The organism is Streptomyces sp. NPDC001599 (assembly GCF_042893535.1).
Classification (GTDB): domain Bacteria; phylum Actinomycetota; class Actinomycetes; order Streptomycetales; family Streptomycetaceae; genus Streptomyces.
Genome location: NZ_JBIAVA010000012.1, coordinates 195927 through 220299, shown reverse-complemented (window position 1 = coordinate 220299; position 24373 = coordinate 195927). Strand labels below are relative to the sequence as shown.

The window sequence follows — 24373 nt, the reverse complement described above, 5'->3', positions numbered from 1 at the left end:
CACAGGTTCGGGCACGGGTCGGAGGTGAACGGTCATGTACGCACCGGAGCGGCAGCAGGAGATCCTCCGGCTCGCCCGGGACAGCGGCCGGGTGGACGTGGTGTCGCTGGCCGAGGAGTTCCAGGTGACGGCGGAGACCATCCGCCGCGACCTCAAGGCGCTCGACCGCGCGGGACTGCTCCGCCGGGTGCACGGCGGCGCGATCCCGGCCGGCCGGCTCGACTTCGAGCCGGACCTCGCCGAGCGCGAGTCCACGGCCGCCGACGAGAAGGACCGCATCGCCAGGGCGGCCCTCGCGGAACTGCCGGCCGAGGGCACGCTGATCCTCGACGCCGGTTCCACGGTGGCCCGCATGGCCGCGGCGATCCCGCCGGAGGCCTCGCTGACCGTGGTCACCCACAGCCTGCCCATCGCGGCCCGCCTCGCCGACCACCCCGGCATCCAGCTCCACATCGTCGGAGGGCGCGTGCGCCACCGTACGCGCGCCGCGGTGGACGCCTGGGCGCTGCGCGCGTACGGCGAGATCCGCGCCGACATGGCCGTGGTGGCGGCCAACGGCTTCTCCGTGGAGCACGGACTGACCACCCCCGACCTCGCCGAGGCCGCCGTCAAGCGGGCCGCCCTGACCGCCGCCCGGCGCGTGGTGCTGCTGGCCGACTCCTCCAAGTACGCCCAGGAGCACTTCGCCCGCTTCGGCGCCCTCGGCGACGTGGACCTTCTGATCACCGACAAGGGACTCACCCCCGAGGACGCCGGCGACATCGAGCGCGCCGGCACGGAAGTAGTACGCGCATGATCCTGACCGTCACCCCCAACCCGTCGCTGGACCGCACCTACGAGGTGCCCTCCCTCGACCGCGGCGAGGTCGTCCGCGCCACCGGCGAGCGGGTCGACCCCGGCGGCAAGGGCGTGAACGTCTCGCGCGCGGTGACAGCCGCCGGACGGCGCACCGTCGCGGTGCTGCCGCTGGGCGGGGCACCGGGCGCGCTCGTCGCCGACCTGCTCGACGCGCAGGGCATCGAGGTCGCACCGGTGCCGATCACCGGACCCACCCGCTCCAACATCGCGCTCGCCGAGGCCGACGGCGTCCTGACGAAGATCAACGCGCCGGGCCCCGAACTCACCCCGGCCGAACGGGAACTGCTCCTGGAGACCGTGCGCCGCCAGTCGCCCGGCGCGGACTGGATCGCCTGCTGCGGCAGTCTGCCCCGCGGCCTGGCCCCGTCCTGGTACGCCGACCTGGTCGCCCGCGCGCACGCCGCCGGGGTCCGCATCGCCCTGGACACCTCCGGACCGGCCCTGCTGCGGGCCCTGCGCGAGCGGCCCGACGTGGTCAAGCCGAACGCCGAGGAGCTGGCCGAGGCCGTCGGGCGTCCACTGGCCACGGTCGGCGACGCCGTGAAGGCCGCCGAGGAGCTGCGCGAGCTGGGCGCCAGGGCCGTGCTCGCCAGCCTGGGCGCCGACGGGCAGCTCCTCGTGGACGAGGCGGGCACCTGGTTCGGCACCGCCCGCGTGGCCGCCGTACGCAGCAACGTCGGCGCCGGGGACTCCTCCCTCGCCGGTTTCCTCGTCGCCGGCGGGACCGGTCCCGGCGCCCTCGCCGCCGCCGTCGCGCACGGCGCCGCCGCCGTCCAGCTGCCCGGCAGTGTGATGCCGACGCCGCACGACCTGGACCCGGCCGCCGTGACGGTCACGGCCGAGGTACCCGTGGACCGCGTACTGGGGGAGCCGGCGCCATGACTCCCCGCCCCGCCCCCCGCTTCCGCCCGGGGGCCGTCCCCAGCCCCCACCGCTGTGCCCCCGTCCCCCTCCCCGCCCCCGCCCCTCACCCCACGTTCCGGGCGATACGCGAGCTAAGGAGCCCGCGATGAGCGACATGATCACCGCGGACCTGGTCGACCTCGACCTGTCCGCCGACACCAAGCAAGCCGCGGCGCGCGCCCTCGCGGAGCGGATGGTGGCCCTGGGCCGGGTGACCGACCTGGAGGGCTTCCTCGCCGACGTGGCCGCCCGTGAGGCGCAGATGCCGACCGGCCTCGACGGCGGGATCGGCATCCCGCACTGCCGCAGCGAGCACGTCACCGAGCCGACGCTCGCCTTCGGACGCAGCACGGCCGGTGTCGACTTCGGGGCGGCGGACGGACCCGCCGACCTGATCTTCCTCATCGCCGCTCCGGCGGGCGCCGACGACGCCCACCTGACGATCCTCTCCTCGCTGGCCCGGCAGCTGATGAACGCCGAGTTCACCGCCGCGCTGCGCTCGGTGGGCGACGCGGCGGGCGCCGCAGCGCTCATCCGCGGGGAGGAGCCGGCACCGGCCGAGGACACCGGGGCGGTCTCGGCGGCGGCCTCCGCCGAGACCGCCCCGGGCAGCACCGGCGAGGACGGCGGCGGGCCCGAGCGCCCCTTCCGCATCGTCGCCGTCACCTCCTGCCCCACCGGCATCGCGCACACCTACATGGCGGCCGAGTCGCTGGAGAACGCGGGTCGCGAGGAGGGCGTCGAGGTCGTCGTCGAGACGCAGGGCTCGGCCGGCTTCACGCGGCTCGACCCGGCGGTGATCGCGGCGGCGGACGGAGTGATCCTCGCCCACGACGTCGCCGTGCGCGAGAAGGACCGCTTCGCCGGGAAGCCCACCGTCGACACCGGCGTCAAGGCCGCCATCAACCGGCCGGGAGAGCTGATCGGCGAGGTCCGCGGCAAGGCGGCCCGCGGTGAGGTCACCTCCGCCTCCCCGGGCGCGACGCCCGTCGAGCGCGGTGGCGAGTCCGGCGAGGGCTACGGCACCAAGCTCCGCAAGTGGCTGATGTCCGGCGTCAGTTACATGGTCCCGTTCGTCGCCGCGGGCGGTCTGCTGATCGCCCTGGGCTTCGCGATCGGCGGCTACGAGATCAACAAGGCGCCCTCCGTGATGGACCACTTCGTGTGGACCCAGGCGGACAGCTGGGCGGCGCTGCTCTTCCAGATCGGCGGCGTGGCCTTCGCGTTCCTCGTCCCGGTGCTGGCCGGCTACATCGCCTACGGCATGGCCGACCGGCCGGGCCTGGTCCCCGGCTTCGTCGGCGGCTCGATCGCGCTGACCATCAACGCCGGCTTCCTCGGCGGTCTGGCGGCCGGTCTGATCTCCGGCGCGGTGGTGCTGGCGATCCAGCGGGTGCCGATACCGAAGGCGCTGCGCGGCATCATGCCGGTGGTGGTGATCCCGCTCGTCTCGGCGGCGGTCGTCGGCTTCCTGATGTTCGTCGTGATCGGCAAGCCCATCGCGTCCGCGCAGTCGGGCATGACCGACTGGCTGAACGGCCTGTCCGGCGCCAACGCCGTCCTGCTCGGCGCGCTGCTCGGCCTGATGATGTGCTTCGACCTCGGCGGCCCGGTCAACAAGGTCGCCTACACCTTCGCCACCGCGGGCATCGCGGTCGCCAGCCCCAGCGAGTCGGCGATGAAGATCATGGCGGCGGTGATGGCGGCCGGCATGGTCCCGCCGCTGGCGATGGCCCTGGCCACCACCGTGCGCGGCCGGCTCTTCAACGCCGCCGAGCGCGAGAACGGCAAGGCCGCCTGGGTCCTGGGCGCCTCCTTCATCTCCGAGGGCGCGATCCCGTTCGCCGCGGCCGACCCGCTGCGCGTCATCCCGTCCTCGATGGTGGGCGGCGCGGTCACCGGCGCCCTGTCGATGGCCTTCGGTGCGACGCTGCGTGCCCCGCACGGCGGCATCTTCGTGGTCCCGCTGATCGGCAACCCGCTGCTCTACCTGGTCGCCGTCGCGGCCGGGGTCTGTGTCACCACGGCTCTGGTGATCGTCCTCAAGGGGCTGCGCAAGGCGGCGCCGGGAGCGGCCGTCCAGGGACCCGGCGGGGGCGCGGACCCGTCGTCCCCGACGCCGGGCGCGAAGCAGGCGGTGGCCGCGTAGGACGCGATACGACGGGCCGGTGGAGCGGGGCGCGCTACGGGGAGACCTGGGCCGCGCGCCGCTCCATCGCCCGGCGGGCCGTGTCCTCGCTGTCGTAGACCTCGCACATGTGGCGCCCGTCCGGGGTGGCCGTGTGCTCGACCTCCCACAGGGAGACCTCCACGCCGTCGTGCAGCAGGAACGCGTGCTCGTACAGCGAGAAACCGACCCGGGTGCGGCCCGCGCGGCCGGGACCGCCGAAGGCCTGGGTGATCTGGTGCCCGCACGCCGTCGACAGCCGGTCGGCGAGGCCGGCGTCCGGACGGTCCGCGTTCTCCGCGCGGCGCAGCAGCCTGCGGGCGTGGTCCGCGGAGGCGTCGGGGACGTAGGCGTGGCGCGGGGCCGGGACGGGCGACAACTGCACCTGCACCGGCAGTTCGAAGTCGGGGGCCTCGGGCGGCAGGGCCAGCCGGGAACCCGCGGCGCGCAGCTCCTCCTCGTCCAGGTAGACCTCGTGCTGCGGCTCGCTGCCCGGGGCGGTGTTGTGGACCAGCTCCCACAGCGTGAGCGCCGAACCGTCGGCGAGCAGCCAGGTGTGCCGGTACGTCTCGCGGTGCAGTCCCGCGCTGTGGTGCGCGGAGTGCAGCGAACCGTCGTGCGCCAGCGCGCAGTCCAGCCGCCGTATGGTCTCCTCGGGCAGCTCGAAGGAGTTCAGGGCGCGACCCAGCAGTCGCATGAGGTGCTCCTCCGGAGACTCGGGCGACTCGGGTGGTTCGTACGCTGCCGTCTCGTACGGAACGCTCAAGGTTTCTCCCGGCGTTGCTGCATGTCACCTTGTGGGTGCATACCGTAGCCCCTCGGTCGGACATCATGTCCGGGAACCGAGAAAACGTACGCACGAAAAACGCGGGGGCCGCGCGAAAAGTTTCCGCGCGGCCCGACGAACCGTCAAAAAACCCTGGTCACAGGCCGATCAGGCCGCGCTTTGGGCGTTCCACTCGCTCCAGGGCATGTTCCAGCCGTTGAGCCCGTTGTCCGGCGCGATCGTCTCGTCCGGGGAGTTCTTGACGATGACGACGTCCCCGATCAGCGAGTTGTCGTAGAACCACTTGCCCGGGGTGTCGCCCTGCGCGCCCTGCGCGTCCGCCAGTCCGACACAGCCGTGACTGGTGCCCTGGGCGCCGAAGGGCGGGTTGCCGCGGCTGTACCAGTAGTTGCCGTGGATGAAGGTGCCCGACTGGCTCAACCGCATCGCGTGCGGCACGTCCGGGATGTCGTACTCGCCGCCGAACCCGACCGTCGACCCGTTCATGCGCGTCTGCTCGGACTTCTCCGAGATCACCATCTGCCCGTTGTACGTCGGGTTCGCGGCGCTGCCCGCGGAGATCGGGACCGACTTGAGCGTCCTGCCGTCGCGCACCACCGTCATGGTCTGCGTGTTCGCGTCCACCGTGGAGACCTGCGCGCGGCCCACGGTGAAGGTCACGGTCTTCTTCTGCACGCCGTAGAGGCCGTTCGCGCCCTCCACCCCGTCCAGGTTGATCTTCATCGTGACCTTGGAACCGGCCTTCCAGTACTCCTCGGGCCGGAAGTCGAGCCGCTGCGCGCCGAACCAGTGCCCGGCCACCTCCTGCCCGCTGCTGGAGGTGACCGAGATGTGCGACTGCACGTCCTTCCGGTCGGTGATCGCCTTGTCGAAGGTGAACGACACCGGCATCCCCACCCCGACCGTGCTGCCGCCGTCCGGGGTGTACGTGCCGACGAAGCTGTTGTCCGAGGAGACGGTCGTGAAGACCGAGTCGGCGGCGGCCGTGCGGCCGTTCGCATCCTTCGCCCGTGCCGTGATCCGGTACTTCGTGCCCCGCTCCAGCTGCTCCTTCGGCTTCCAGCTGCCGCCGTCGCCGGACACCGCGCCGGGTACGGCGGCACCGCTCTCCGCCACGGTCATCTTCACGTCGGTGAGCTTGCCGTCACTGACCTTCACACCGGTCGAGTTGATCGAGGCGCCGGTCGACCCGTCCTTCGCCGAGATCACGAGCTTGGCGACCGAGGTGTCGGCGGACCCGGCGCCGCCCTTGCCGTCCTGCTTGTCGTCGGCACTGGCGCTCCCGCCGCAGGCGGTGAGGGTGAGGGCGCCGACCACCAGGGCGGCACAGGCCCCCAGTACGCGCCGCGTGGCTATGTCCGGCGTTGTCACGGGCTGCTCCAGGTTCGGGTGTTGTGCGATGTTCGCTTCAGCCGTGTAGAGGGGCCCGGCGACCCGTGGGGTTCCCACCGGCCGCCGGAAACGCCGTCACGTGACAAAACCCGGACAATCGCAACACGGACGGGTCAACCGGCCCGGGGCGACGGCCCGTTCAGACCCCCCGGCCTCCCGGTCCGCCGTACAGCTCGCCGTACGACGGCCACGCCCCGCCCGGACCGTCCACCGGCTCGGCGGCCCGGACCGCGCGCACGATCGCCCGCGTCACCATGTCCGCGCCCGCCGCCAGCACCTCGTTCAGCGCGAGCGGCTGCCCGGCGTCGAGCGGACGCTCCCCGGTCGCCAGGGCGAACACGGTGTCCCCGTCGCTGAGCAGATGCACGGGCCGTACCGCACGCGCGATCCCGTCGTGCGCGGTGCCGGCCAGCTTCTGCGCCTGCGCCTTGGACAGACCGGCGTCGGTGGCGACCACGGCGAGCGTGGTGTTCAGCGGCGGCGGCGCGTTCCTCGCCGCGACCTCGGCCAGCCGCCGCCCCGCGGCCTCGTGGACCTCCGGCGCCGGGTACGCGACCCGCCCGCCCCGGAACAACTCCCCGTACAGCACCCCCGTTTCCGGATCCGTCACCGACCCCGCCGCGTTGGCCACCACCAGCGCCGCCACCGTGATCCCCGAGTCCAGCACGGTGCTCGCGGTGCCCACCCCGCCCTTCAGCGTGCCGACCACGGCGCCCGTGCCCGCCCCGACACACCCCTCGGCCACCGCGGCGCCCGGCGTGCTCGCGTGCGCCGCCTCCACCGCCGCGTACCCGGTGGCCGCGTCCGGCCTGGCCCGGAAGTCGCCCCCGCGTCCCAGGTCGAAGACACAGGCCGCGGGCACCACCGGCACCACGTGTGCCGGATCGGGGCCGACCCGCACGCCCCGCCCCCGCTCCTCCAGCCAGGCCATCACGCCCGAGGCCGCGTCCAGCCCGTAGGCGCTGCCACCGGTCAGCACCACCGCCTGGACCTTCTGCACCAGGTTGCGCGGATCGAGGGCGTCGGTCTCCTTGGTGCCGGGGCCGCCGCCGCGCACGTCCACACCGGCGACCGCCCCGCCCTCCGGCGCGAGCACCACCGTGGTCCCCGTGAGCCACCCGTCCCCGGCGCGGGTCGCGTGCCCCACCAGCAGACCGGCGACGTCCGTCAATGCGTCAACTGTCATACGGCCAGTCTCGACCAGCCACCCGCGACGGCGCGGGAGGCGGCGGGAGGCGGCGGACCCGGCGGGAGGCGGCGGTGCTTCAGGCGGCCGGAGCCGCCGCGCGCCGCTCCCGCTCGGTGCGACGTGCGGTCAGCGCCACCCCGGCCGCCACGGTCAGGGCCAGGACGATCCCCGCCACGAGCACCGCCTCGGCGCCGAGGAAGGTGCAGCCGAGCACCATGAGCGCGCCCGTCGGCAGCACCAGCTGCTCGGCGACGCCCACCTTGAAGTGCCGCGCGTGCAGGGCCCACACCGTGAGCAGGAACACCGTCGTGGGCACGGTCACCGCGGCGGACGCCGCCACCGCGGAGATGTGCGCCTTGCCCACGGCCTGCTCCACCGCCACCTCCAGACCCGCCCCGATCGCCGCCGCCGAGGCGAACACGAGGTAGTGGCCGTAACCCCACAGGAAGGACTGTCTGCTGGACCTCAGATAACTGTGCACGGGCACCACGAAGTAGATCCACCAGGCCGCGAAGACGATCAGCAGTCCGCCGGCCGCGATCGGAAGGACCTCGTTCAGCGCGTCGTTCTCCTCGATACCCGACTTCACCGCGACCGTGGCCGCGGCGATGGTCTCGCCGAGCACGATGATCGTGAGCAGCCCGTACCGCTCGGCGATGTGGTGCGGGTGCCAGGACGACGGGTGCTTGCGCTCGGCGTACGCCGGCACGCACAGCTCCAGCACCACCATCACCAGGAACAGCCAGCCGCGGTCGTCCTCCGGCAGGAACAGGATCCCCAGCCAGCCGATCTGGCACAGCAGCACGCCCACCGAGTAGCTCCGGGCCATGGTGCTCTCCGGCGGCGCGGCCGACCGGCCCGCCCTGAGCCACTGCGCCGCCATCGCGACCCGCATGATCAGGTAACCGATGACGACGGCCACCCAGTCGTGGTCCTCGAAGGCCCGGGAGATCCCGGCCGCCAGGACCAGCACACCGGCGATCTGGACCAGCGTGACCACCCGGTAGAGGACGTCGTCGTTGTCGTACGCGGAGGCGAACCAGGTGAAGTTCATCCACGCCCACCAGATGGCGAAGAAGACCATCGCGTAGTTGAGGACGCCCTCGCCGGCATGCCCCTCCGCGACGGCGTGCACCAGCTGGACGCCCGCCTGGGCGATGGCGACGACGAAGCACAGGTCGAAGAAGAGCTCCAGCGGCGTGGCGGCGCGGTGTGATTCGTGCCGGTGGCGGGCCTTCAGGCGGCGCACCGGTGGGTGGCCGTCGGGCGGCGGCCCGGCGGGCGCGCTCGCGGAGGAGGGACTGGACATCATGGCTCCCAGCACAGCAGATACGGCGCGGACGTGCTTGCGCGACCCCCCGTCCGCCGCGGTGGGCGGGGAGCAGGGAACGGCGTCCACGGGGCGAGCCGTACCCTGGACGCATGAGTACCACCCCCGACCCCGAGCCCGGCGCGCCCCGGCCCGCGCTGGTCTTCGACGACCCGCTCGACCAGCAGAGCTCGGACGACACCGACCGCGGCTGGGGCGAGCGGCCCGAGGGCGACAGCGCGGCCGACCTGAAGCGCTTCCTCGACGAGAAGCCTCCCCACCACCTGTGAGCCGCCCGGGCCCGTACCGCCCGCGCTACGGGCGGTCGTGCCCCGAACCGCGCTGTGCGATCAGGGCGTCGCGGATCTCCTTGAGCACCTCCAGCTCGGAGACCTCGATGACCTCCTCGGCGCTCTCCTTCGCCTTGCGGCGGGCCTCCTGCCGGGCCAGGTACTTCGACATGGGCAGCACCATCAGGAAGTACACGACGGCCGCCGTGATCAGGAACGTGAGGGTGGCGCCCAGCACCGAGCCCCAGAGGATCCGCACGCCCGTGGCGCTGTCGCCGGTCCCGGTGCACGGGCCCTTCAGGCAGGAGCTGTAGCTGTCCAGGCTCTGCGTGCCGAACGCGCCGACCAAGGGGTTGATGACCCCGTCCACCACCGAGTTGACGATCTTGGTGAAGGCGGCGCCGATGACGACCGCCACCGCCAGGTCGATGACGTTTCCGCGCATCAGGAAGGCCTTGAAGCCCTGCCAGACGCTCGGCTCGTTCTTCTCGCTCACGGTGGGAGCACTCCTCGCTTGAACAGGTGTAGGAACCAAACGCTCCGCAACCTACGACAGCGTTGGGCCGTCCTGTCCAATCCGATCCCACGAACGAGGGACTTGACGGGCTCAGCACAGGGTCACCGCCAACCGCTCCGTGGTACCCGCGCCGACCAGCCGGTGGGCGGTGGCGCGCGGCACCGAGACGACGACCAGCGCCCCGCCCGCCGCCGCATCCGCCACGGGCTCCGGCACCTTCGTCACCCGCACACCGCGTGCGACCACCGAGGCGTCGTCCGCACCGCCGTCCCCGGCCGCCACGACGTCGACCCGGTCGCCCGGCCTGAGCAGCCGCACAGTGGCCGCGTCGGCGATGCGCACCGGTGCCGCCACAAACCGGGTGGCGGGCCGCTCGCCCACCGGATCGGCCACCGGATGTCCGCGTGCCCGCCGCGCGTCCTGTCCGCCGGCCCCCGGATGCGGGCCCGCCGCCACCAGCGCGGCGGCCGTGACCGCGAGCCCGGCGGCCAGGGCACGCCGCCGGTGCCGTACGAGCCGGTGCAGCCGATGACGTCCGCCGCGCACCCGCACGGGGGCGAACTGCGGCACCTCGCAGGTGGGCGGCGCATCGGTGCCGGGCGGAAGCGGGAACGGGGAAGGAGAAGGAAACGGGGAAGGGGAGGGGGAGGGCAGGGCGGGACGGAACACGGGGACCACCACCTGTGACGAGGGACCGGCTTGCGCTCCCACGATGGGGCTTATCGCCGCGTCCCGCCGAAGCCCGTGGACCACGGACCGGTTGTGGACAACTCCCTCACCGGAACGTGGCGTTCCCCCGGCCTGCGGGCCCTCCGTACCCCTACGGCAGCGCGATCCCCGGATCCATCCCGCCCAGCGCCGCCCCGCACGGGCAGTCCCGCTCTCCGGACGACGGCAGTGCGGCCACCGCGTCGAACAGGACGCCCCGCAGCCGGTCCACGTTCGCCGCGAACACCCGCAGCACCTCCTCGTGCGAGACGCCCTCGCCGCTCTCCGCGCCGGCGTCGAGATCGGTCACGAGGGTCAGCGAGGTGTAGCAGAGCTCCAGCTCACGGGCGAGCGCCGCCTCCGGGTGGCCGGTCATCCCCACCACCGACCAGCCCTGCGCCCGGTGCCACAGCGACTCCGCGCGGGTCCCGAAGCGGGGCCCCTCGACCACGACCAGGGTGCCGCCGTCCACCGGTTCCCACTCCCGCCCCCGGGCCGCCTTCAGCGCGGCGGCCCGGCCGGTGGGGCAGTACGGATCGGCCAGCGACACGTGCACCACGTTGGGCACCGTGCCGTCGGGCATCGGCAGCCCGTCGAAGTAGGTCGACGGGCGGGACTTGGTGCGGTCGACGAACTGGTCCGGCACCAGCAGCGTGCCCGGCCCGTACTCGGGGCGCAGGCCGCCGACCGCACACGGGCCGAGGACCTGGCGTGCGCCGACCGAACGCATCGCCCACAGGTTGGCCCGGTAGTTGATCCGGTGCGGCGGCAGATGGTGGCCGCGACCGTGCCGGGGGAGGAAGGCGACCCGCCGGCCGGCGACCTCGCCGAGGAAGAGGGAGTCGCTGGGCGGCCCGTACGGGGTGTCCACCCGGACCTCGGTCACGTCGTCGAGGAACGAGTAGAAACCCGAGCCCCCGATCACGCCGATCTCGACCCGCTCGTTCTGGGCCTGCCCGTTCCCGGCCTTCACCTTGTTCGCCATGACCGCACCCTAACCGCCCGGTACAACGCCGAGGACCCCGTCGTCGGGCGACGACAGGGTCTCGTAAGAAGTGCGTCCCACACGGCGGGAGGGAAGGAACCGGGTCCCGCGCGACGGTGGGAGCCGGGTGCTACGCGGCGGTGCTTCCCGCGGAGGAGCTGCCGGAGCCCGACGACGAACCGGATCCGGAGGAGGACGCCGAGGACGAACCCGAGTCCGAGGACGACGACGAAGCCGAGGACGAGGCCGCCTTCGAGGACGACGACGCCGGCGAGCTGCTCGACGAGCTGCCGCGGCTGTCGTTGCGGTAGAAACCGGAGCCCTTGAAGACGATGCCGACCGCCGAGAACACCTTCTTCAGGCGGCCCTGGCAGTTGGGGCACTCGGTGAGGGCGTCGTCGGTGAACTTCTGCACCGCCTCGAGGCCCTCGCCGCACTCGGTGCACTGGTACTGGTACGTCGGCACTGTCTTCCTCCTGGCACTCTCACTCGATGAGTGCTAACGACGGTCCATAGTGACCTATTCCGCGGGATCAGTCCACTGTGGCGGGCGCGCGGTGACCGACACCACGTGCGACGGTGCGGCCGTGGGACCGGGGCGCCAGCCGCGACCGGAGCGCCACCAGGACCGCCAGCGCGAGGACCGTGCCGCCCATCGGCACCAGGAACCCGGCGCCGTCCCGGAACCTGTCCTCCAGCTGTCCGGCGACGGTCACGGCCGCCGCCTGGCCCAGCGCGACGGCGCCGGTCAGCCAGGTGAAGGCCTCGGTGCGGGCACCGGCCGGGACCAGGCCCTCGACCAGGGTGTAGCCGGTGACGATGGCCGGTGCGACACACATGCCGACCAGCAGGCCGAGGCCCGCCAGTACGAGCACCGAGTGCGCGGCCCACAGGCCGGACGCGGTCAGCGCGAGGGCGGCGTAGCCGACCAGGAGGCGCCGCTGCGGGGCCACCTTCCAGGCGATGGCGCCGCAGGCCAGGCCGGAGATCATGTTGCCCGCCGCGAAGACGCCGTACAGGACGCCGTTGAGGCCGGGCTCGCCGATGGACTCGGTGAACGCGGCCAGCGACACCTGCATGCCGCCGAAGACGGAACCGATGCCCAGGAAGGCGACGATCAGCACCCGCACGCCGGGGACCCGCAGCGCGGAAACGTGCTCCACGCGCGCGTGCCCGCCGTCGGCGTCGCCGGTCTTCGGCTCGGTGCTCTTCTGAGCGGCGAACAGCAGACCGCCCACCAGGGTGAGCGCGGCCTCCGTGACCAGGCCCGCGGCCGGGTCGACGGCCGTGCACAGGGCGGTCGCCACCAGGGGGCCGAGGACGAAGGTCAGCTCGTCGGTGACGGACTCGAAGGCGGCCGCCGTGCTCATCAGGGGGGAGTCCTTGAGCCTCACGGCCCAACGGGCCCGCACCATGGGCCCGACCTGCGGCACCGAGGCGCCGGTGGGCACCGCCGCCAGGAACAGCGCCCACAGGGGCGCGTCCGCGAGCGCGAGGACGGTCAGGGTCAGCCCGGACGCCGCGTGCACGAGCACGCCGGGCAGCAGGACGGCGCGCTGCCCGTGGCGGTCGGCGAGCCGGCCGCTGTACGGGGCGAACACGGCCATGGAGACGCCGGTGACGGCCGCGGCGGCGCCCGCGACGCCGTAGGAGCCGGTGGTGTGCTGCACCAGCAGCACGATGGAGAGCGTGAGCATGGCGAACGGCTGGCGTGCCGCGAAGCCGGGGAGCAGGAACGTCCAGGCGCCGCGGGTGCGCAGCAGCTGCCCGTATCCCGGACGGGTGACCGTGGATGCCACGGCCCGTGCCTTTCTGCCGCCTGGTAGCGCGGTCCCGCTGTGTGACGGTCGTCGTGCGGGAGCGCCGAGAGCTGTCCACTTGCGCGGACTGCGGTAGATGCCGGAGCCCGCGTGGATGAGGGGGCGATCCGGCCGCCATACGGTCGCGCCAGCTCTGCTTCAGACAGAGGTGGTTCGATCAGGTGCGGCCTTCATCGTACAGGGGGCGGGGGAGGGGCGGCCTGTGAAAGGGAGCACCCCTCGTACGCTCACCTGCGATTCCCGCGGGGGTCCTCGGTGCCTCCGGTGCCGAGCCAGCCGGCCAGCTTTCCGCCGTGGCCGACCGCGCGCAGCCGTGCCTCGGCCGCGTCCCGCACGGGGTCCGTGGCGACCACCAGGAGTTCGTCGCCGCGGCGCAGCCCCGTGGTGGGCAGCGGTACGAAGGACGTCCCGTCGCGGACGACCAGCGTGACGGCGGCCCCGGTGGGCAGCCGCAGCTCGTTGACCTCCACGCCGTGCATCCTGGAACCCTCGGGGATCGTCACGGACAGCAGGTGCCCGCGCAGCCGTTCCAGGGGCGCCGACTCGATGCCGAGGTCGGCCGCCTCGTCGCCCTTGCCCAGGCGCAGCTTGCGGGCCAGCCACGGCAGCGTCGGGCCCTGCACCAGGGTGTAGACGACGACCAGCACGAAGACGATGTTGAAGATGCGGTGGCTGCCCGCGACGCCCTCCACCATGGGGATCGTCGCCAGGATGATGGGCACCGCGCCGCGCAGCCCCGCCCAGGACATCAGGGCCTGCTCCTGCCACGGCACCCGGAAGGGCACCAGGCACAGCACGACGCTCAGCGGGCGCGCCACCATGGTGAGCACCAGCCCGATGACCAGGGCGGGCAGGATGTCGTCGCCGAGTTCGTGCGGAGTGACCAGCAGGCCGAGCAGGACGAACATGCCGATCTGGGCGAGCCAGCCGAGTCCGTCGGCGAAGCCCCGGGTGGCGGGCCAGTGCGGCAGCCGCGCGTTGCCCATGACCATCGAGGCGAGGTAGACGGCAAGGAAGCCGCTGCCGTGGGCCATCGCACCGGCCGCGTAGGCGGCGATGGCGATCGACATGACGGCGATGGGGTAGAGGCCGGAGGCGGGCAGCGCCACGTGCTTGAGCCCCCACGACCCGAGCCAGCCGACCGCGAGTCCGATGGCCGCGCCGATGGCCAGCTCCAGGGCGATCTCGCCGATGAGTACGTACCAGTGCTCGATCGGTCCTGCCGTGGAGAAGGCGACCACGAGGATGACCACCGGGGCGTCGTTGAAGCCGGACTCGGCCTCCAGCGTGCCCGTTATCCGCTTGGGCAGCGGAATCCTGCGCAGCACGGAGAAGACGGCCGCGGCGTCCGTGGAGGAGACCACGGCCCCGACGATCAGTGCCTGCCGCCACTCCAGCCCGGTGAGGTAGTGCGCGCCCGCCGCGGTCACGCCGACGCTCACCGCGACGCCGCCCAGCGCCAGCGCGGAGGCGGCCGGGAGTGCCGGTTTCGCCTCCTTCCACTTCGTGCCGAGTCCGCCCTCGGCCAGGATCACGACCAGGGCCCCGTAGCCGATGACCTGGACCAGTTCGGCGTTGTCGAACTTGATGTCGCCGATGCCGTCCTGGCCCATGGCGACGCCGATGGCCAGGTAGACGAGCAGGCTGGGGAGCCCGCTGCGCGAGGAGATCCGGACCGCCGCCACGGCGATGAGCAGGACGAGCGAGCAGACGAGCAGGAGCTGGTTGAGGTGGTGGACAGTCAGCGGCCGTTCCCTTTCCCTGGCGCACCGCATGGATCACAGCGCGGGCGAGCGCGCCCGCTCGGCGCGCGAGGCGTGCACCGGTGGTGCACCGGCGCACCACCCCATGGCACACGAATCCGCCATGCTCTGCGGGCAACTACTTCGTTACCTTACCTAACTCTTGACGCTTTCTTGACGCTCGGCTTGGCAGGATCGAACGCCCGTGCGTCCGTGTACCCGACTCCGCGTCAAGGCGGAGCCGGGCCTGCGCCTACAGTTGCTCCAGCGTTCGGCGTTCAGCGCTCGGCGCTCCGTACGAAGCACAGCCCGCCCCTGCCGCTCGTGTTAGGACAGCAAGGACAGCGATGCCCCCCACCACCACCGCCTCCCCGGGTCAGCAGACCGGCACGTCCGGCAGGAAGAAGGGGCGCAAGGGGCGCAAGGGCCGCCTGCTCGTCCTCGTGCTGGTCCTGGCCCTCATCGGCGGTCTCGCCTACGGGGCGTACTGGTCGATCAGCACCGTCCGCGCGTCCTTCCCGCAGACCAAGGGCTCGATCACGCTGGACGGCCTGTCGGGCCCGGTCGACGTCAAGCGCGACGGGTACGGCATCCCGCAGGTCTACGCCTCCACCGAGGAGGACCTGTTCATGGCGCAGGGCTACGTCCAGGCGCAGGACCGGTTCTACGAGATGGACGTCCGCCGGCACATGACCGCCGGGCGCCTGTCGGAGATGTTCGGCAAGAGCCAGATCGACAACGACGAGTTCCTGCGCACCCTGGGCTGGCACCGGGTGGCGAAGAAGGAGTACGACGAGAAGCTCTCGGACTCCACGAAGAAGTACCTCCAGGCGTACTCCAAGGGCGTCAACGCCTACCTGAAGGGCAAGGACGGCGCGGACATCTCCCTGGAGTACGCGGCCCTCGGCTTCACCAACGACTACAAGCCCCAGGAGTGGACCCCGGTCGACTCGGTGGCCTGGCTGAAGGCGATGGCCTGGGACCTGCGCGGCAACATGCAGGACGAGGTCGACCGCGCGCTGATGACCAGCCGCCTCGGCCCCAAGCAGATCGCCGACCTCTACCCGGCCTACCCGTACGACCGCAACAAGGCGATCGTCCAGGAGGGTCAGTACGACGAGCTGACCGAGACGTTCGACGGCGGCGGCACGTCGGGCGGCGACGAGAGCGACGGCACGGGCACGGGCACGGGGACCGGCACCGGTACGGGGACCGGTTCCGGTACGGGGACCGGCTCCGGCAGCGCCCTGGAGGGCCAACTGGCCGGACTCCAGAACGTCCTGGACAACGTCCCCACCGCCGTCGGCGTGAACGGCAATGGCATCGGCTCCAACTCGTGGGTCGTCTCCGGCAAGCACACCATCACCGGCAAGCCCCTGCTGGCCAACGACCCGCACCTGTCGCCGTCCCTGCCGTCCGTCTGGTACCAGATGGGCCTGCACTGCCGCACCGTCTCCGACAAGTGCCGGTACGACGTGGCCGGCTACACCTTCGCGGGCATGCCCGGCGTGGTCATCGGCCACAACCAGGAGATCGCCTGGGGCCTGACCAACTCCGGCGCCGACGTCACCGACCTCTACCTGGAGAAGATCACCGGCGAGGGCTACCAGTACGACGGCAAGGTGGTCCCGTTCGAGACGCGCGAGGAGACCATCAAGGTCGCCGGCGGCGACTCCAAGAAGATCGTCGTCCGCGAGACGAACAACGGCCCCCTGCTCTCCGACCGCGACGACGAGCTGGTGAAGACCGGCAAGAAGGCCACCGTCGAGACCGCCGCCCCCGACCGCGGCGACGGGTACGGCGTGGCGCTGCGCTGGACCGCGCTCGAGGCGGGCACCACCATGGACGCCGTCTTCGCCATCGACCGGGCGCGGAACTGGGACGACTTCCGCGAGGCCGCCACCCTGTTCGACGTCCCCTCGCAGAACCTGGTCTACGCCGACGAAGAGCACATCGGCTACACGCTGCCGGGCCGGATCCCGGTGCGCGCCGAGGGCCACGACGGCTCCGTCCCGGCGCCGGGCTGGGACCCGAAGTTCCGCTGGACCGGCGAGTACATCGACCAGGACGAGCTGCCCTACGAGTACGACCCGGAGCGCGGCTACATCGTGACCGCCAACCAGGCCGTCGTCGACGCGGACAAGTACCCGTACACGATCACCACGGACTGGGGCTACGGCGCCCGCAGCCAGCGCATCACCTCCCTGATCGAGCAGAAGATCAAGGACGGCGGCAAGATCTCCACGGACGACATGCGCCAGATGCAGCTGGACAACAGCAGCGAGATGGCCAAGCTGCTCGTGCCCCAGCTGCTGAAGATCGACATCGCCGACAAGGACGTCCGCGAGGCGCAGAAGCTGCTGGAGGGCTGGGACTACACCCAGGACGCCGACTCGGCCGCCGCCGCCTACTTCAACGCGGTCTGGCGCAACATCCTCAAGCTCGCCTTCGGCAACAAGCTGCCCAAGGAGCTGCGGGTCGAGGGCCAGTGCCTGTGGGTGGACCCGGTCAACACCACCGGCCCCGCGGACGAGACCAACAAGGTCCGCGAGTGCGGCCAGCGCGACGCCGACCAGGCGCAGCCGGACGGCGGCGACCGCTGGTTCGAGGTGGTCCGCACGCTGATGGAGAAGCCCAAGAGCGACTGGTGGACGACGCCGGCCAACGGCACCCGCAAGGGCGCCGACCACAACCGCGACGACCTGTTCAAGCGCGCCATGACCGACGCCCGCTGGGAGCTGACCGCCAAGCTCGGCAAGGACATCGACACCTGGAACTGGGGCCGGCTGCACCGCCTGTTCCTGAAGAACCAGACCCTGGGCACCGAGGGCCCCGGCTTCCTGAAGTACGCCCTCAACCGCGGCCCCTGGAAGCTCAGCGGCGGCGAGGCGGCGGTCAACGCCTCCGGCTGGAACGCGGCCGGCGGCTACGGGGTGATCTGGGTGCCGTCCATGCGGATGGTGGTCAACCTCGGCGACCTCGACAAGTCCCGCTGGATCAACCTCACCGGCGCCTCCGGGCACGCCTACAGCGCCCACTACACGGACCAGACCGACAAGTGGGCGAACGGCGAGCTGCTGCCGTGGTCCTTCACGAGGAAGGCCGTCGACGAGAGCACGAGCGACACGCTGGTCCTCAAGCCGTAGCCGTCCCGCACCCGTCGTACGAGAACGGCCTCCACGCGCGCGTGGAGGCCGTTTCCCGTGTGCACCCGTGCGCACAGCCGTGTGCACCCGTGTGTCCGGACGTCAGCGGAACCTGCGCACCCCCGACGGCGTCACCACCGCGTCCACCGGCCGGTCGTGCGGCTCCGCGGGGACGTGCGCGACGACCTCCCGGTCGTAGAGCAGCACCAGCAGCGCGGGCCGCGCGCCCGCCGCTTCCAGCCGGGCCAGTACGCGGTCGTACGAGCCGCCCCCGCGCCCCAGGCGCAGACCGCGGGCGTCCACCGCGACCCCCGGCAGCAGCACGACGTCCGCCCGCGTCACCGCCTCCGGCCCCAGCCGCTCACCGGCGGGCTCGAACAGCTCCATCCGCCCGCCGTGGCGCACGCGCGCGAGGGAGCCCTCCCCGGTGTACTCGCCCCAGTCCAGGTCGTTGTCCGGCAGCAGTGCGGGCAGCAGCACGCGCACCCCCCGCGCGCGCAGCGCGTCCAGGAGCGCGAGGGTGCCCGGCTCGGCGCCCACGGAGACGTACGCCGCCACGGCGCGCGCCCCCGCGACCTCCGGCAGCCCGAGTGCCCGCCGGGCCAGCGCGTCCGCGGATTCCCGCACGTCATCCGGCGTCATCCGGGTGCGCGCCGTGAGGAGGTCCCGCCGCAGGAGGCGCTTACCGGCTCCGTCCGCGGGGTCGTTGTGAGGCAATGGTCACTCCCGTACCACTCTGATCTGCTCATATGAGCATGGAGGCTGAGGCGACACAGATTCTCCCAATAGGCACCGGATATGGTGGCGCGCATGACTCAGTCCCACCCCAGGATCAGCAAGGCTGTCATCCCAGCAGCCGGTCTCGGTACCCGGTTCCTGCCGGCCACCAAGGCCACTCCCAAGGAGATGCTGCCGGTCGTCGACAAGCCGGCGATCCAGTACGTGGTCGAAGAGGCCGTCACCGCCGGCCTTGGCGACGTCCTCATGGTCACCGGCCGCAACAAGCGCCCCCTCGAGGACCACTTCGACCGCAATTACGAACTGGAGTCCGCCCTCCAGAAGAAGGGCGACGCGAGCCGCCTGGCCAAGGTCCAGGAATCCAGCGACCTCGCGATGATGCACTACGTCCGCCAGGGCGACCCCAAGGGCCTCGGTCACGCCGTGCTGTGCGCCGCCCCGCACGTCGGCCACGAGCCCTTCGCGGTCCTGCTCGGCGACGACCTGATCGACCCGCGCGACCCCCTGCTCCAGCGCATGATCGACGTCCAGGAGCAGTACGGCGGCAGCGTGATCGCCCTCATGGAGGTCGCGCCGGAGCAGATCCACCTCTACGGCTGCGCGGCCGTGGAGAGCACCGCGGACAGTGACGTGGTCAAGGTCGGCGGACTGGTCGAGAAGCCGGACCCGGCCGACGCCCCGTCCAACTACGCCATCATCGGCCGCTACGTCCTCGACCCGCACGTCTTCGACATACTCCGCAAGACCGAGCCCGGCCGCGGCGGCGAGATCCAGCTGACCGACGCCCTCCAGCAGCTCGCCGAGGACGAGTCCGTCGGCGGCCCGGTGCACGGCGTCGTCTTCAAGGGCCGCCGCTATGACACCGGCGACCGCGGTGACTACCTGCGTGCCATTGTCCGACTCGCATGCGAACGTGAAGACCTGGGCCCGGACTTCCGGACCTGGCTCCGCAGTTACGTAGCCGAGGAGATGCAGGGACGTTGAGCAGCAGCGCGCACCGTGACACCGGCCACGACCACGCCGCCGCGGGCTCCGGCCCGGACCGGCTGTGGTCGGTGCAGGACCACCTGGACGACGTCCTCGCCACCGTCCGCCCCCTGGACCCCATCGAGCTGAACCTGCTCGACGCCCAGGGCTGCGTGCTGGTCGACGACATCACGGTGCCGCTGTCCCTGCCGCCGTTCGACAACAGCTCCATGGACGGGTACGCGGTGCGGGTCACCGACGTCGCGGGCGCCAGCGAGGAGTTCCCCGCCGTCCTGGACGTCGTCGGGGACGTCGCCGCCGGTCAGGCCGAGGCGCCGTCCGTCGGCCCCGGCCAGGCCGCCCGCATCATGACCGGCGCCCCGCTGCCGCCCGGCGCCGAGGCCGTCGTGCCCGTGGAGTGGACCGACGGAGGGCTCGGCGAGGGCCCGGTGGCCGGGATGCGCGCCCGCAGTCTGGCCCCCGAGGGCGCCGAGGGCCACGTGCACGTGTACCGGCCGGCCGAGGAACGCGCGCACGTCCGCGCCAAGGGCAGCGACGTCCGCTCCGGCGACCGCGCCCTGGCGGCGGGCACCGTCCTCGGCCCGCCGCAGATCGGCCTGCTCGCCGCGATCGGCCGGGGCACGGTTCGGGTGCGCCCGCGCCCGCGCGTGGTGGTGCTCTCCACCGGCAGCGAACTCGTCCAGCCCGACGAACAGCTGGCGGCCGGTCAGATCTACGACTCCAACAGCTTCGCCCTCACCGCGGCCGCCCGCGACGCCGGAGCCATCGCCTACCGCGTGGGCGCGGTCACCGACGACGCCGAGACCCTGCGGTCCACCATCGAGGACCAACTGGTGCGCGCCGACCTGATGGTCACCACCGGCGGCGTGAGCGTCGGGGCGTACGACGTGGTCAAGGAGGCGCTGGCACACGTCGGCGACGAGGACGAGCCGGGCGGCGGCGTGGACTTCCGCAAGCTCGCCATGCAGCCCGGCAAGCCCCAGGGCTTCGGCTCCATCGGCCCCGACCACACCCCGCTGCTCGCCCTGCCCGGCAACCCGGTGTCGTCGTACGTCTCCTTCGAGCTCTTCGTGCGCCCCGCGATCCGCACCCTCATGGGGCTGCCCGACGTCCACCGTCCGACGGTCACCGCGTCCCTGGCCGCGAACAAGGCGCTCACCTCGCCGAAGGGCCGCAGGCAGTTCCTGCGGGGCAGCCACGCCGACGGCTCGGTCACCCCGGTCGGCGGCTCCGGCTCGCATCTCGTGGCCGCCCTCGCGCAGGCGAACGCGCTGATCGTCGTCCCCGAGGACACCGAGTCGGTCGAGCCCGGCACCGAGGTCGAGGTGGTCCTGCTCGGCTGAGCGGGGCCCGATGGCGGTAGCGTGTCGCGCACAGCAGGCCCACGCGCCGCACCGCGCCGGGCCAGGACCGGGAGCGCCACACGAGCATGAGTACGCAGGACCGACCGCCGAGCAGCGGACAGGACCCGCAAGGCCGGCTGACGCACATCGACGAGGCGGGCGCCGCCCGGATGGTCGACGTGTCCGGCAAGGACGTGACCGCACGCACCGCCCGCGCCAGTGGACGCGTCCTCGTCGCGCCCCGCGTGGTCGAGCTGCTGCGCGGCGAGGGCGTGCCGAAGGGCGACGCCCTGGCCACCGCCCGGATCGCGGGCATCATGGGCGCCAAGCGGACCCCCGACCTGATCCCCTTGTGCCACCCGTTGGCCCTCTCCGGTGTGAAACTGGACCTGTCGGTCGCGGACGACGCCGTGGAGATCACCGCCACGGTGCGGACGACGGATCGCACGGGCGTCGAGATGGAGGCGCTCACCGCGGTCTCCGTCGCCGCGCTCACCGTGGTCGACATGGTCAAGGCGGTCGACAAGGGAGCGGTCATCACGGACGTGCGGGTGGAGCAGAAGACGGGCGGCAAGTCCGGCGACTGGAACCGGTCATGACGCCGGGCACCGGCGTGGGAGGAGCCCTCCTCAAGCCGTACGCCGCCCTGGTCGTCACGGCGTCCAACCGGGCTGCCGCCGGTGTCTACGAGGACAAGGGCGGACCCCTGATCGCCGAGGGGCTGCGCCGCTTCGGCTTCGACGTCGACGGCCCGCAGGTCGTCCCCGACGGCGACCCCGTGGAAGCCGCCCTCCGCGCGGGCGCCGACGCGGGCTACGCCGTGATCGTCACCACCGGCGGCACCGGCATCTCGCCGACCGACCGCACCCCAGAGGCGACCCGGGCGGTGATCGACCACGAGGTCCCGGGCATCGCCGAGGCGATCCGGGCGTACGGCCGGGACAAGGTGCCCACCGCGGCGCTCTCCAGGGGACTGGCCGGGGTGGCGAACGGCACGCTGATCGTCAACCTGCCGGGCTCCTCCGGCGGGGTGAGGGACGGCCTCGCGGTGCTGGAGCCGCTGCTGAAGCACGCCGTGGACCAGCTCCGCGGCGGCGACCACCCGAGACCCGCCAGCGGTGGGGGTGCGAGCTGAACGGCCCGTCCTGGCCCGCCGAGCTGACGGACGGCGACATCGTCCTGAGGCCGATAAGGCTGCGCGACCAGCGGACCTGGCGCGAGGTCAACCGGCGCAACCGGGACTGGCTGCGCCCGTGGGAGGCCACCATTCCGCCGCCCGGGCCCGGCGGCCCGATCGCGCACCGGCCGACCTACCGGCAGATGGTGCGGCACCTGAGGTCCGAGGCCCACGCGGGCCGGATGCTGCCGTTCGTCATCGAGTACCAGGGGCGGCTGGTCGGCCAGTTGACGGTGGCCGGCATCACCTGGGGCTCGATGTGCTCCGGACACGTCGGCTACTGGGTGGACGAGGCGGTGGCCGGCCGCGGGGTGATGCCGACGGCCGTGGCGCTGGCCGTGGACCACTGTTTCCGCACCGTCGGACTGCACCGCGTCGAGGTCTGCATTCGCCCCGAGAACGCGCCCAGCCGCCGGGTCGTGGAGAAACTCGGATTCCGTGAGGAGGGTCTCAGGCCGCGATATCTGCACATCGACGGAGCCTGGCGGGACCATCTCGTCTTCGCGCTCACCGCGGAAGAGGTTCCCGAAGGACTGCTGCGGCGATGGCACCGGTCACGGCACCGCAGTACCCCCAACGCGGGGAACAGCGGCAGTACCGGCAACGCCGGGAATTGAATAAACGTTCGAAATTGATCGGGCCGTGACCATCCCGCAGCGGATAATTTCGCGATCCTGGCAGTCGGCTGATCGGATCGGTCACAAGAAAAGTTCGAAATATCAGCCAGATCGTGCGACACACCGGCTCAATTGGCGGATGGCCTCACGCAAACCCCTCTACCGTGTGAGGCGTGAGCAGCAGCGGCCTCATCTACGCAGTCATCGTCGGGGCCTGGGCCGCCTACTTGGTGCCGATGTGGCTCCGTAGGCAGGACGAGCTGAACGAGGCCCGTCCGACCGAACGCTTCAGCACCGCCATCCGGCTCCTGTCCGGACGGGCGGGCATGGAGCGCCGGTACGCCAAGGACCTGCGGTCGCGCTCCGCCGACGAGGCGGGGCCCGACGCCGACGCCCCGGACGCCGTCACCGATTCGGTGGACGTCCGGGCCTTCGCCGTGTCCAGGACCCGACGGCACACCCGGCCGACCCCGCCCCGGCAGGCGGCGGAGCGGCCCGAAACGGCCCGCCCGCGGCCGGGCGGACCCGAGGACGGCCCGAGACCCGGACAGTCCGCGGAACCCGGCCGGCAGGCCGGATCCGGCGCGGCACCGGCGCGGGGGCGGGTGCCGCAGGCCCGTCGCGCACCCCTCTCACCGGGGGCCGCGGCACGGGCCCGGCGCAGCAAGGCGCTCGCCCGCCGTCGGCGTACCACCGTGATGCTGTTCCTGGCCTTCACGCTCGGCTCGGTCGTCGCGGCGGTCGGCGGGCTCGCGTTCCTGTGGGCACCAGGGGTGCCCGCGCTGCTGCTCAGCGCCTACATCGCCCATCTGCGGGCGCAGGAGCGCCGGCGCTTCGCCTTCCAGATGGACCGCCGCCAGGCCGAGGCCGCCGCACAGCGACTGCGCGACCGCGACCCCCGCCCGCGCCGGCGCGGACCCGCCGCCTCCACCCCCGGTGGCCCCGGCGGTCCCGTCGGCGACCTGGACACCGAGGAGCCGGACGACGGACCCGAGCCGGAGTCCGGCGCCGGAATGTCCGCGCTCGCCGCGGACCGGCGCGCGCTGGTCGAGCAGACCGACCACGCCGAATGGGTCGACCAGCAGCGGGAACGCCGAGGGCACCCGCAGGGCGACAGCTGGGACCCGGTGCCGGTGCCCCTGCCCACCTACGTGACCGCCCCGGTCGCCCCCCGCGCCACGCCCGACGTGGACCTCGCGGCGCCGGACGCGTGGAGCTCGGCACGCTCCTCGGCCGTCGCGCCCGACCAGGAGGACGCCGCCCGGGCCTCCGGCGCGGACCGGGACCGCCCGGCGGACGCACCGGCGCACGCACCGGCCGAGGAGCGTCCGGAGACCCCGGGCCGCAGCGGTGCCCGCCGTGCCGCGTCGGCCCGCCGGGCCAGGGAGCGGGGCCGCACGCCGCTCTTCGACCAGTACGACGACGGCGACCGTCCCCGCGCGGCCAACGAGTAGCCGGAATGGATTTTTGAGCAGGCCGGACAGGGTGCTAGAGTTTCACTCGTTGCAAGGGCCTGTGGCGCAGTCCGGTAGCGCACCTCGTTCGCATCGAGGGGGCCAGGGGTTCAAATCCCCTCAGGTCCACGCACATTGACGAAGGTCCCGTCCGATCATCACGATCGGACGGGACCTTCGTCGTTTCCCGGCCCTGGCCCGTGGCCGTGGCCCGTGGCCTCGCCCGCGGCGTCGCCGAGACGCA

The 24373-nt window shown here is 72.6% G+C and carries 22 protein-coding genes and 1 tRNA gene; 12 read left to right on the top strand and 11 right to left on the bottom strand.

The window, feature by feature from the left end:
- Window positions 1–34: 34 nt before the first annotated feature.
- The 3 genes from ACFYZ3_RS28265 to ACFYZ3_RS28255 all read left to right on the top strand — a co-directional run bounded on the left by ACFYZ3_RS28265 (window position 35) and on the right by ACFYZ3_RS28255 (window position 3910).
- Window positions 35–796 (top strand): DeoR/GlpR family DNA-binding transcription regulator, encoded by a 762-nt coding sequence (locus ACFYZ3_RS28265; protein ID WP_388523255.1) that lies wholly within the window; start codon window positions 35–37, stop codon window positions 794–796.
- Window positions 793–1740, top strand: a complete 948-nt coding sequence (gene pfkB / locus ACFYZ3_RS28260; RefSeq protein ID WP_388523252.1) for a 1-phosphofructokinase — start codon at window positions 793–795, stop codon at window positions 1738–1740. The genes ACFYZ3_RS28265 and pfkB overlap by 4 nt, the downstream gene beginning before the upstream one ends.
- 127 nt (window positions 1741–1867) lie before the next feature.
- On the top strand, window positions 1868–3910 hold the full coding sequence (locus ACFYZ3_RS28255; RefSeq protein WP_388523249.1) for a fructose-specific PTS transporter subunit EIIC: 2043 nt from the start codon (window positions 1868–1870) through the stop codon (window positions 3908–3910).
- Window positions 3911–3944: 34 nt separating this feature from the next.
- Here the strand turns inward: ACFYZ3_RS28255 and ACFYZ3_RS28250 are convergent, their stop codons facing one another.
- The 4 genes from ACFYZ3_RS28250 to ACFYZ3_RS28235 all read right to left on the bottom strand — a co-directional run bounded on the left by ACFYZ3_RS28250 (window position 3945) and on the right by ACFYZ3_RS28235 (window position 8605).
- A complete protein-coding gene (locus tag ACFYZ3_RS28250; protein WP_388523246.1) occupies window positions 3945–4694 on the bottom strand; it encodes a DUF6227 family protein in 750 nt (249 codons plus the stop codon).
- A 168-nt stretch (window positions 4695–4862) separates the two neighbouring features.
- Window positions 4863–6086 (bottom strand): Ig-like domain-containing protein, encoded by a 1224-nt coding sequence (locus ACFYZ3_RS28245; RefSeq protein WP_388523243.1) that lies wholly within the window; start codon window positions 6084–6086, stop codon window positions 4863–4865.
- Between the two features lie 160 nt (window positions 6087–6246).
- The gene (locus ACFYZ3_RS28240; protein WP_388523240.1) at window positions 6247–7293 is read right to left on the bottom strand and encodes a P1 family peptidase; all 1047 of its coding nucleotides are present in this window, start codon (window positions 7291–7293) and stop codon (window positions 6247–6249) included.
- A 79-nt stretch (window positions 7294–7372) separates the two neighbouring features.
- Window positions 7373–8605: a low temperature requirement protein A gene (locus tag ACFYZ3_RS28235; protein WP_388523303.1), complete on the bottom strand. Its 1233-nt coding sequence runs from the start codon at window positions 8603–8605 to the stop codon at window positions 7373–7375.
- A 113-nt stretch (window positions 8606–8718) separates the two neighbouring features.
- Here ACFYZ3_RS28235 and ACFYZ3_RS28230 point away from each other — a divergent pair, with 113 nt between their 5' ends.
- Window positions 8719–8895 (top strand): hypothetical protein, encoded by a 177-nt coding sequence (locus ACFYZ3_RS28230; protein WP_388523237.1) that lies wholly within the window; start codon window positions 8719–8721, stop codon window positions 8893–8895.
- A 25-nt stretch (window positions 8896–8920) separates the two neighbouring features.
- Here ACFYZ3_RS28230 and mscL read toward each other — a convergent pair whose 3' ends face one another.
- The 6 genes from mscL to ACFYZ3_RS28200 form a co-directional block, all read right to left on the bottom strand.
- Window positions 8921–9391: a large conductance mechanosensitive channel protein MscL gene (gene mscL / locus ACFYZ3_RS28225; RefSeq protein WP_003975627.1), complete on the bottom strand. Its 471-nt coding sequence runs from the start codon at window positions 9389–9391 to the stop codon at window positions 8921–8923.
- 111 nt (window positions 9392–9502) lie between these two features.
- Window positions 9503–9982 (bottom strand): hypothetical protein, encoded by a 480-nt coding sequence (locus ACFYZ3_RS28220; protein WP_388523233.1) that lies wholly within the window; start codon window positions 9980–9982, stop codon window positions 9503–9505.
- 250 nt (window positions 9983–10232) lie between these two features.
- The gene (locus ACFYZ3_RS28215) at window positions 10233–11105 is read right to left on the bottom strand and encodes an S-methyl-5'-thioadenosine phosphorylase (protein ID WP_388523230.1); all 873 of its coding nucleotides are present in this window, start codon (window positions 11103–11105) and stop codon (window positions 10233–10235) included.
- 130 nt (window positions 11106–11235) lie between these two features.
- Window positions 11236–11571: an FmdB family zinc ribbon protein gene (locus tag ACFYZ3_RS28210; protein ID WP_388523227.1), complete on the bottom strand. Its 336-nt coding sequence runs from the start codon at window positions 11569–11571 to the stop codon at window positions 11236–11238.
- Window positions 11572–11638: 67 nt separating this feature from the next.
- Window positions 11639–12904, bottom strand: coding sequence for an MFS transporter (locus ACFYZ3_RS28205; protein WP_388523224.1), 1266 nt, complete (start codon window positions 12902–12904; stop codon window positions 11639–11641).
- 248 nt (window positions 12905–13152) lie between these two features.
- Entirely contained in the window at window positions 13153–14700 is a 1548-nt protein-coding gene (locus ACFYZ3_RS28200; RefSeq protein WP_388523221.1) for a potassium/proton antiporter, read from the bottom strand.
- 314 nt (window positions 14701–15014) lie between these two features.
- On the opposite strand from ACFYZ3_RS28200, the gene ACFYZ3_RS28195 reads away from it, so the two are divergent.
- Window positions 15015–17813 (top strand): penicillin acylase family protein, encoded by a 2799-nt coding sequence (locus tag ACFYZ3_RS28195; RefSeq protein WP_388523218.1) that lies wholly within the window; start codon window positions 15015–15017, stop codon window positions 17811–17813.
- Window positions 17814–17915: 102 nt separating this feature from the next.
- Here ACFYZ3_RS28195 and ACFYZ3_RS28190 read toward each other — a convergent pair whose 3' ends face one another.
- Complete coding sequence (locus ACFYZ3_RS28190; protein ID WP_388523217.1) at window positions 17916–18530, bottom strand: 5-formyltetrahydrofolate cyclo-ligase; 615 nt, start codon at window positions 18528–18530, stop codon at window positions 17916–17918.
- 93 nt (window positions 18531–18623) lie between these two features.
- Between ACFYZ3_RS28190 and galU the strand changes: the two genes are divergently transcribed.
- From galU to ACFYZ3_RS28155, 7 genes are all read left to right on the top strand, one after another.
- On the top strand, window positions 18624–19535 hold the full coding sequence (gene galU, locus ACFYZ3_RS28185; protein ID WP_003975635.1) for a UTP--glucose-1-phosphate uridylyltransferase GalU: 912 nt from the start codon (window positions 18624–18626) through the stop codon (window positions 19533–19535).
- Complete coding sequence (glp, locus tag ACFYZ3_RS28180; protein ID WP_388523214.1) at window positions 19532–20881, top strand: gephyrin-like molybdotransferase Glp; 1350 nt, start codon at window positions 19532–19534, stop codon at window positions 20879–20881. The genes galU and glp overlap by 4 nt, the downstream gene beginning before the upstream one ends.
- 86 nt (window positions 20882–20967) lie before the next feature.
- A complete protein-coding gene (gene moaC / locus ACFYZ3_RS28175) occupies window positions 20968–21480 on the top strand; it encodes a cyclic pyranopterin monophosphate synthase MoaC (RefSeq protein ID WP_388523211.1) in 513 nt (170 codons plus the stop codon).
- On the top strand, window positions 21477–22016 hold the full coding sequence (locus ACFYZ3_RS28170; RefSeq protein WP_388523209.1) for a molybdenum cofactor biosynthesis protein B: 540 nt from the start codon (window positions 21477–21479) through the stop codon (window positions 22014–22016). Before moaC ends, ACFYZ3_RS28170 begins: the two co-directional genes overlap by 4 nt.
- Window positions 22013–22675, top strand: a complete 663-nt coding sequence (locus ACFYZ3_RS28165) for a GNAT family N-acetyltransferase (RefSeq protein ID WP_388523301.1) — start codon at window positions 22013–22015, stop codon at window positions 22673–22675. The genes ACFYZ3_RS28170 and ACFYZ3_RS28165 overlap by 4 nt, the downstream gene beginning before the upstream one ends.
- 173 nt (window positions 22676–22848) lie before the next feature.
- Window positions 22849–24129, top strand: a complete 1281-nt coding sequence (glpR, locus tag ACFYZ3_RS28160; RefSeq protein ID WP_388523206.1) for a gephyrin-like molybdotransferase receptor GlpR — start codon at window positions 22849–22851, stop codon at window positions 24127–24129.
- 55 nt (window positions 24130–24184) lie between these two features.
- A tRNA-Ala gene (locus ACFYZ3_RS28155) sits at window positions 24185–24258 on the top strand.
- The last annotated feature ends 115 nt before the right edge of the window (window positions 24259–24373 follow it).

Bases quoted from the DNA above. Each gene is read 5' to 3' on its own strand.
- ACFYZ3_RS28265 (WP_388523255.1), top strand. From the start codon at position 35: ATGTACGCACCGGAGCGGCAGCAGGAGATCCTCCGGCTCGCCCGGGAC.
- pfkB (WP_388523252.1), top strand. From the start codon at position 793: ATGATCCTGACCGTCACCCCCAACCCGTCGCTGGACCGCACCTACGAG.
- ACFYZ3_RS28255 (WP_388523249.1), top strand. From the start codon at position 1,868: ATGAGCGACATGATCACCGCGGACCTGGTCGACCTCGACCTGTCCGCC.
- ACFYZ3_RS28240 (WP_388523240.1), bottom strand. From the start codon at position 7,293: ATGACAGTTGACGCATTGACGGACGTCGCCGGTCTGCTGGTGGGGCAC.
- ACFYZ3_RS28235 (WP_388523303.1), bottom strand. From the start codon at position 8,605: ATGTCCAGTCCCTCCTCCGCGAGCGCGCCCGCCGGGCCGCCGCCCGAC.
- ACFYZ3_RS28230 (WP_388523237.1), top strand. From the start codon at position 8,719: ATGAGTACCACCCCCGACCCCGAGCCCGGCGCGCCCCGGCCCGCGCTG.
- ACFYZ3_RS28215 (WP_388523230.1), bottom strand. From the start codon at position 11,105: ATGGCGAACAAGGTGAAGGCCGGGAACGGGCAGGCCCAGAACGAGCGG.
- ACFYZ3_RS28200 (WP_388523221.1), bottom strand. From the start codon at position 14,700: ATGCGGTGCGCCAGGGAAAGGGAACGGCCGCTGACTGTCCACCACCTC.
- ACFYZ3_RS28195 (WP_388523218.1), top strand. From the start codon at position 15,015: ATGCCCCCCACCACCACCGCCTCCCCGGGTCAGCAGACCGGCACGTCC.
- galU (WP_003975635.1), top strand. From the start codon at position 18,624: ATGACTCAGTCCCACCCCAGGATCAGCAAGGCTGTCATCCCAGCAGCC.
- moaC (WP_388523211.1), top strand. From the start codon at position 20,968: ATGAGTACGCAGGACCGACCGCCGAGCAGCGGACAGGACCCGCAAGGC.
- ACFYZ3_RS28170 (WP_388523209.1), top strand. From the start codon at position 21,477: ATGACGCCGGGCACCGGCGTGGGAGGAGCCCTCCTCAAGCCGTACGCC.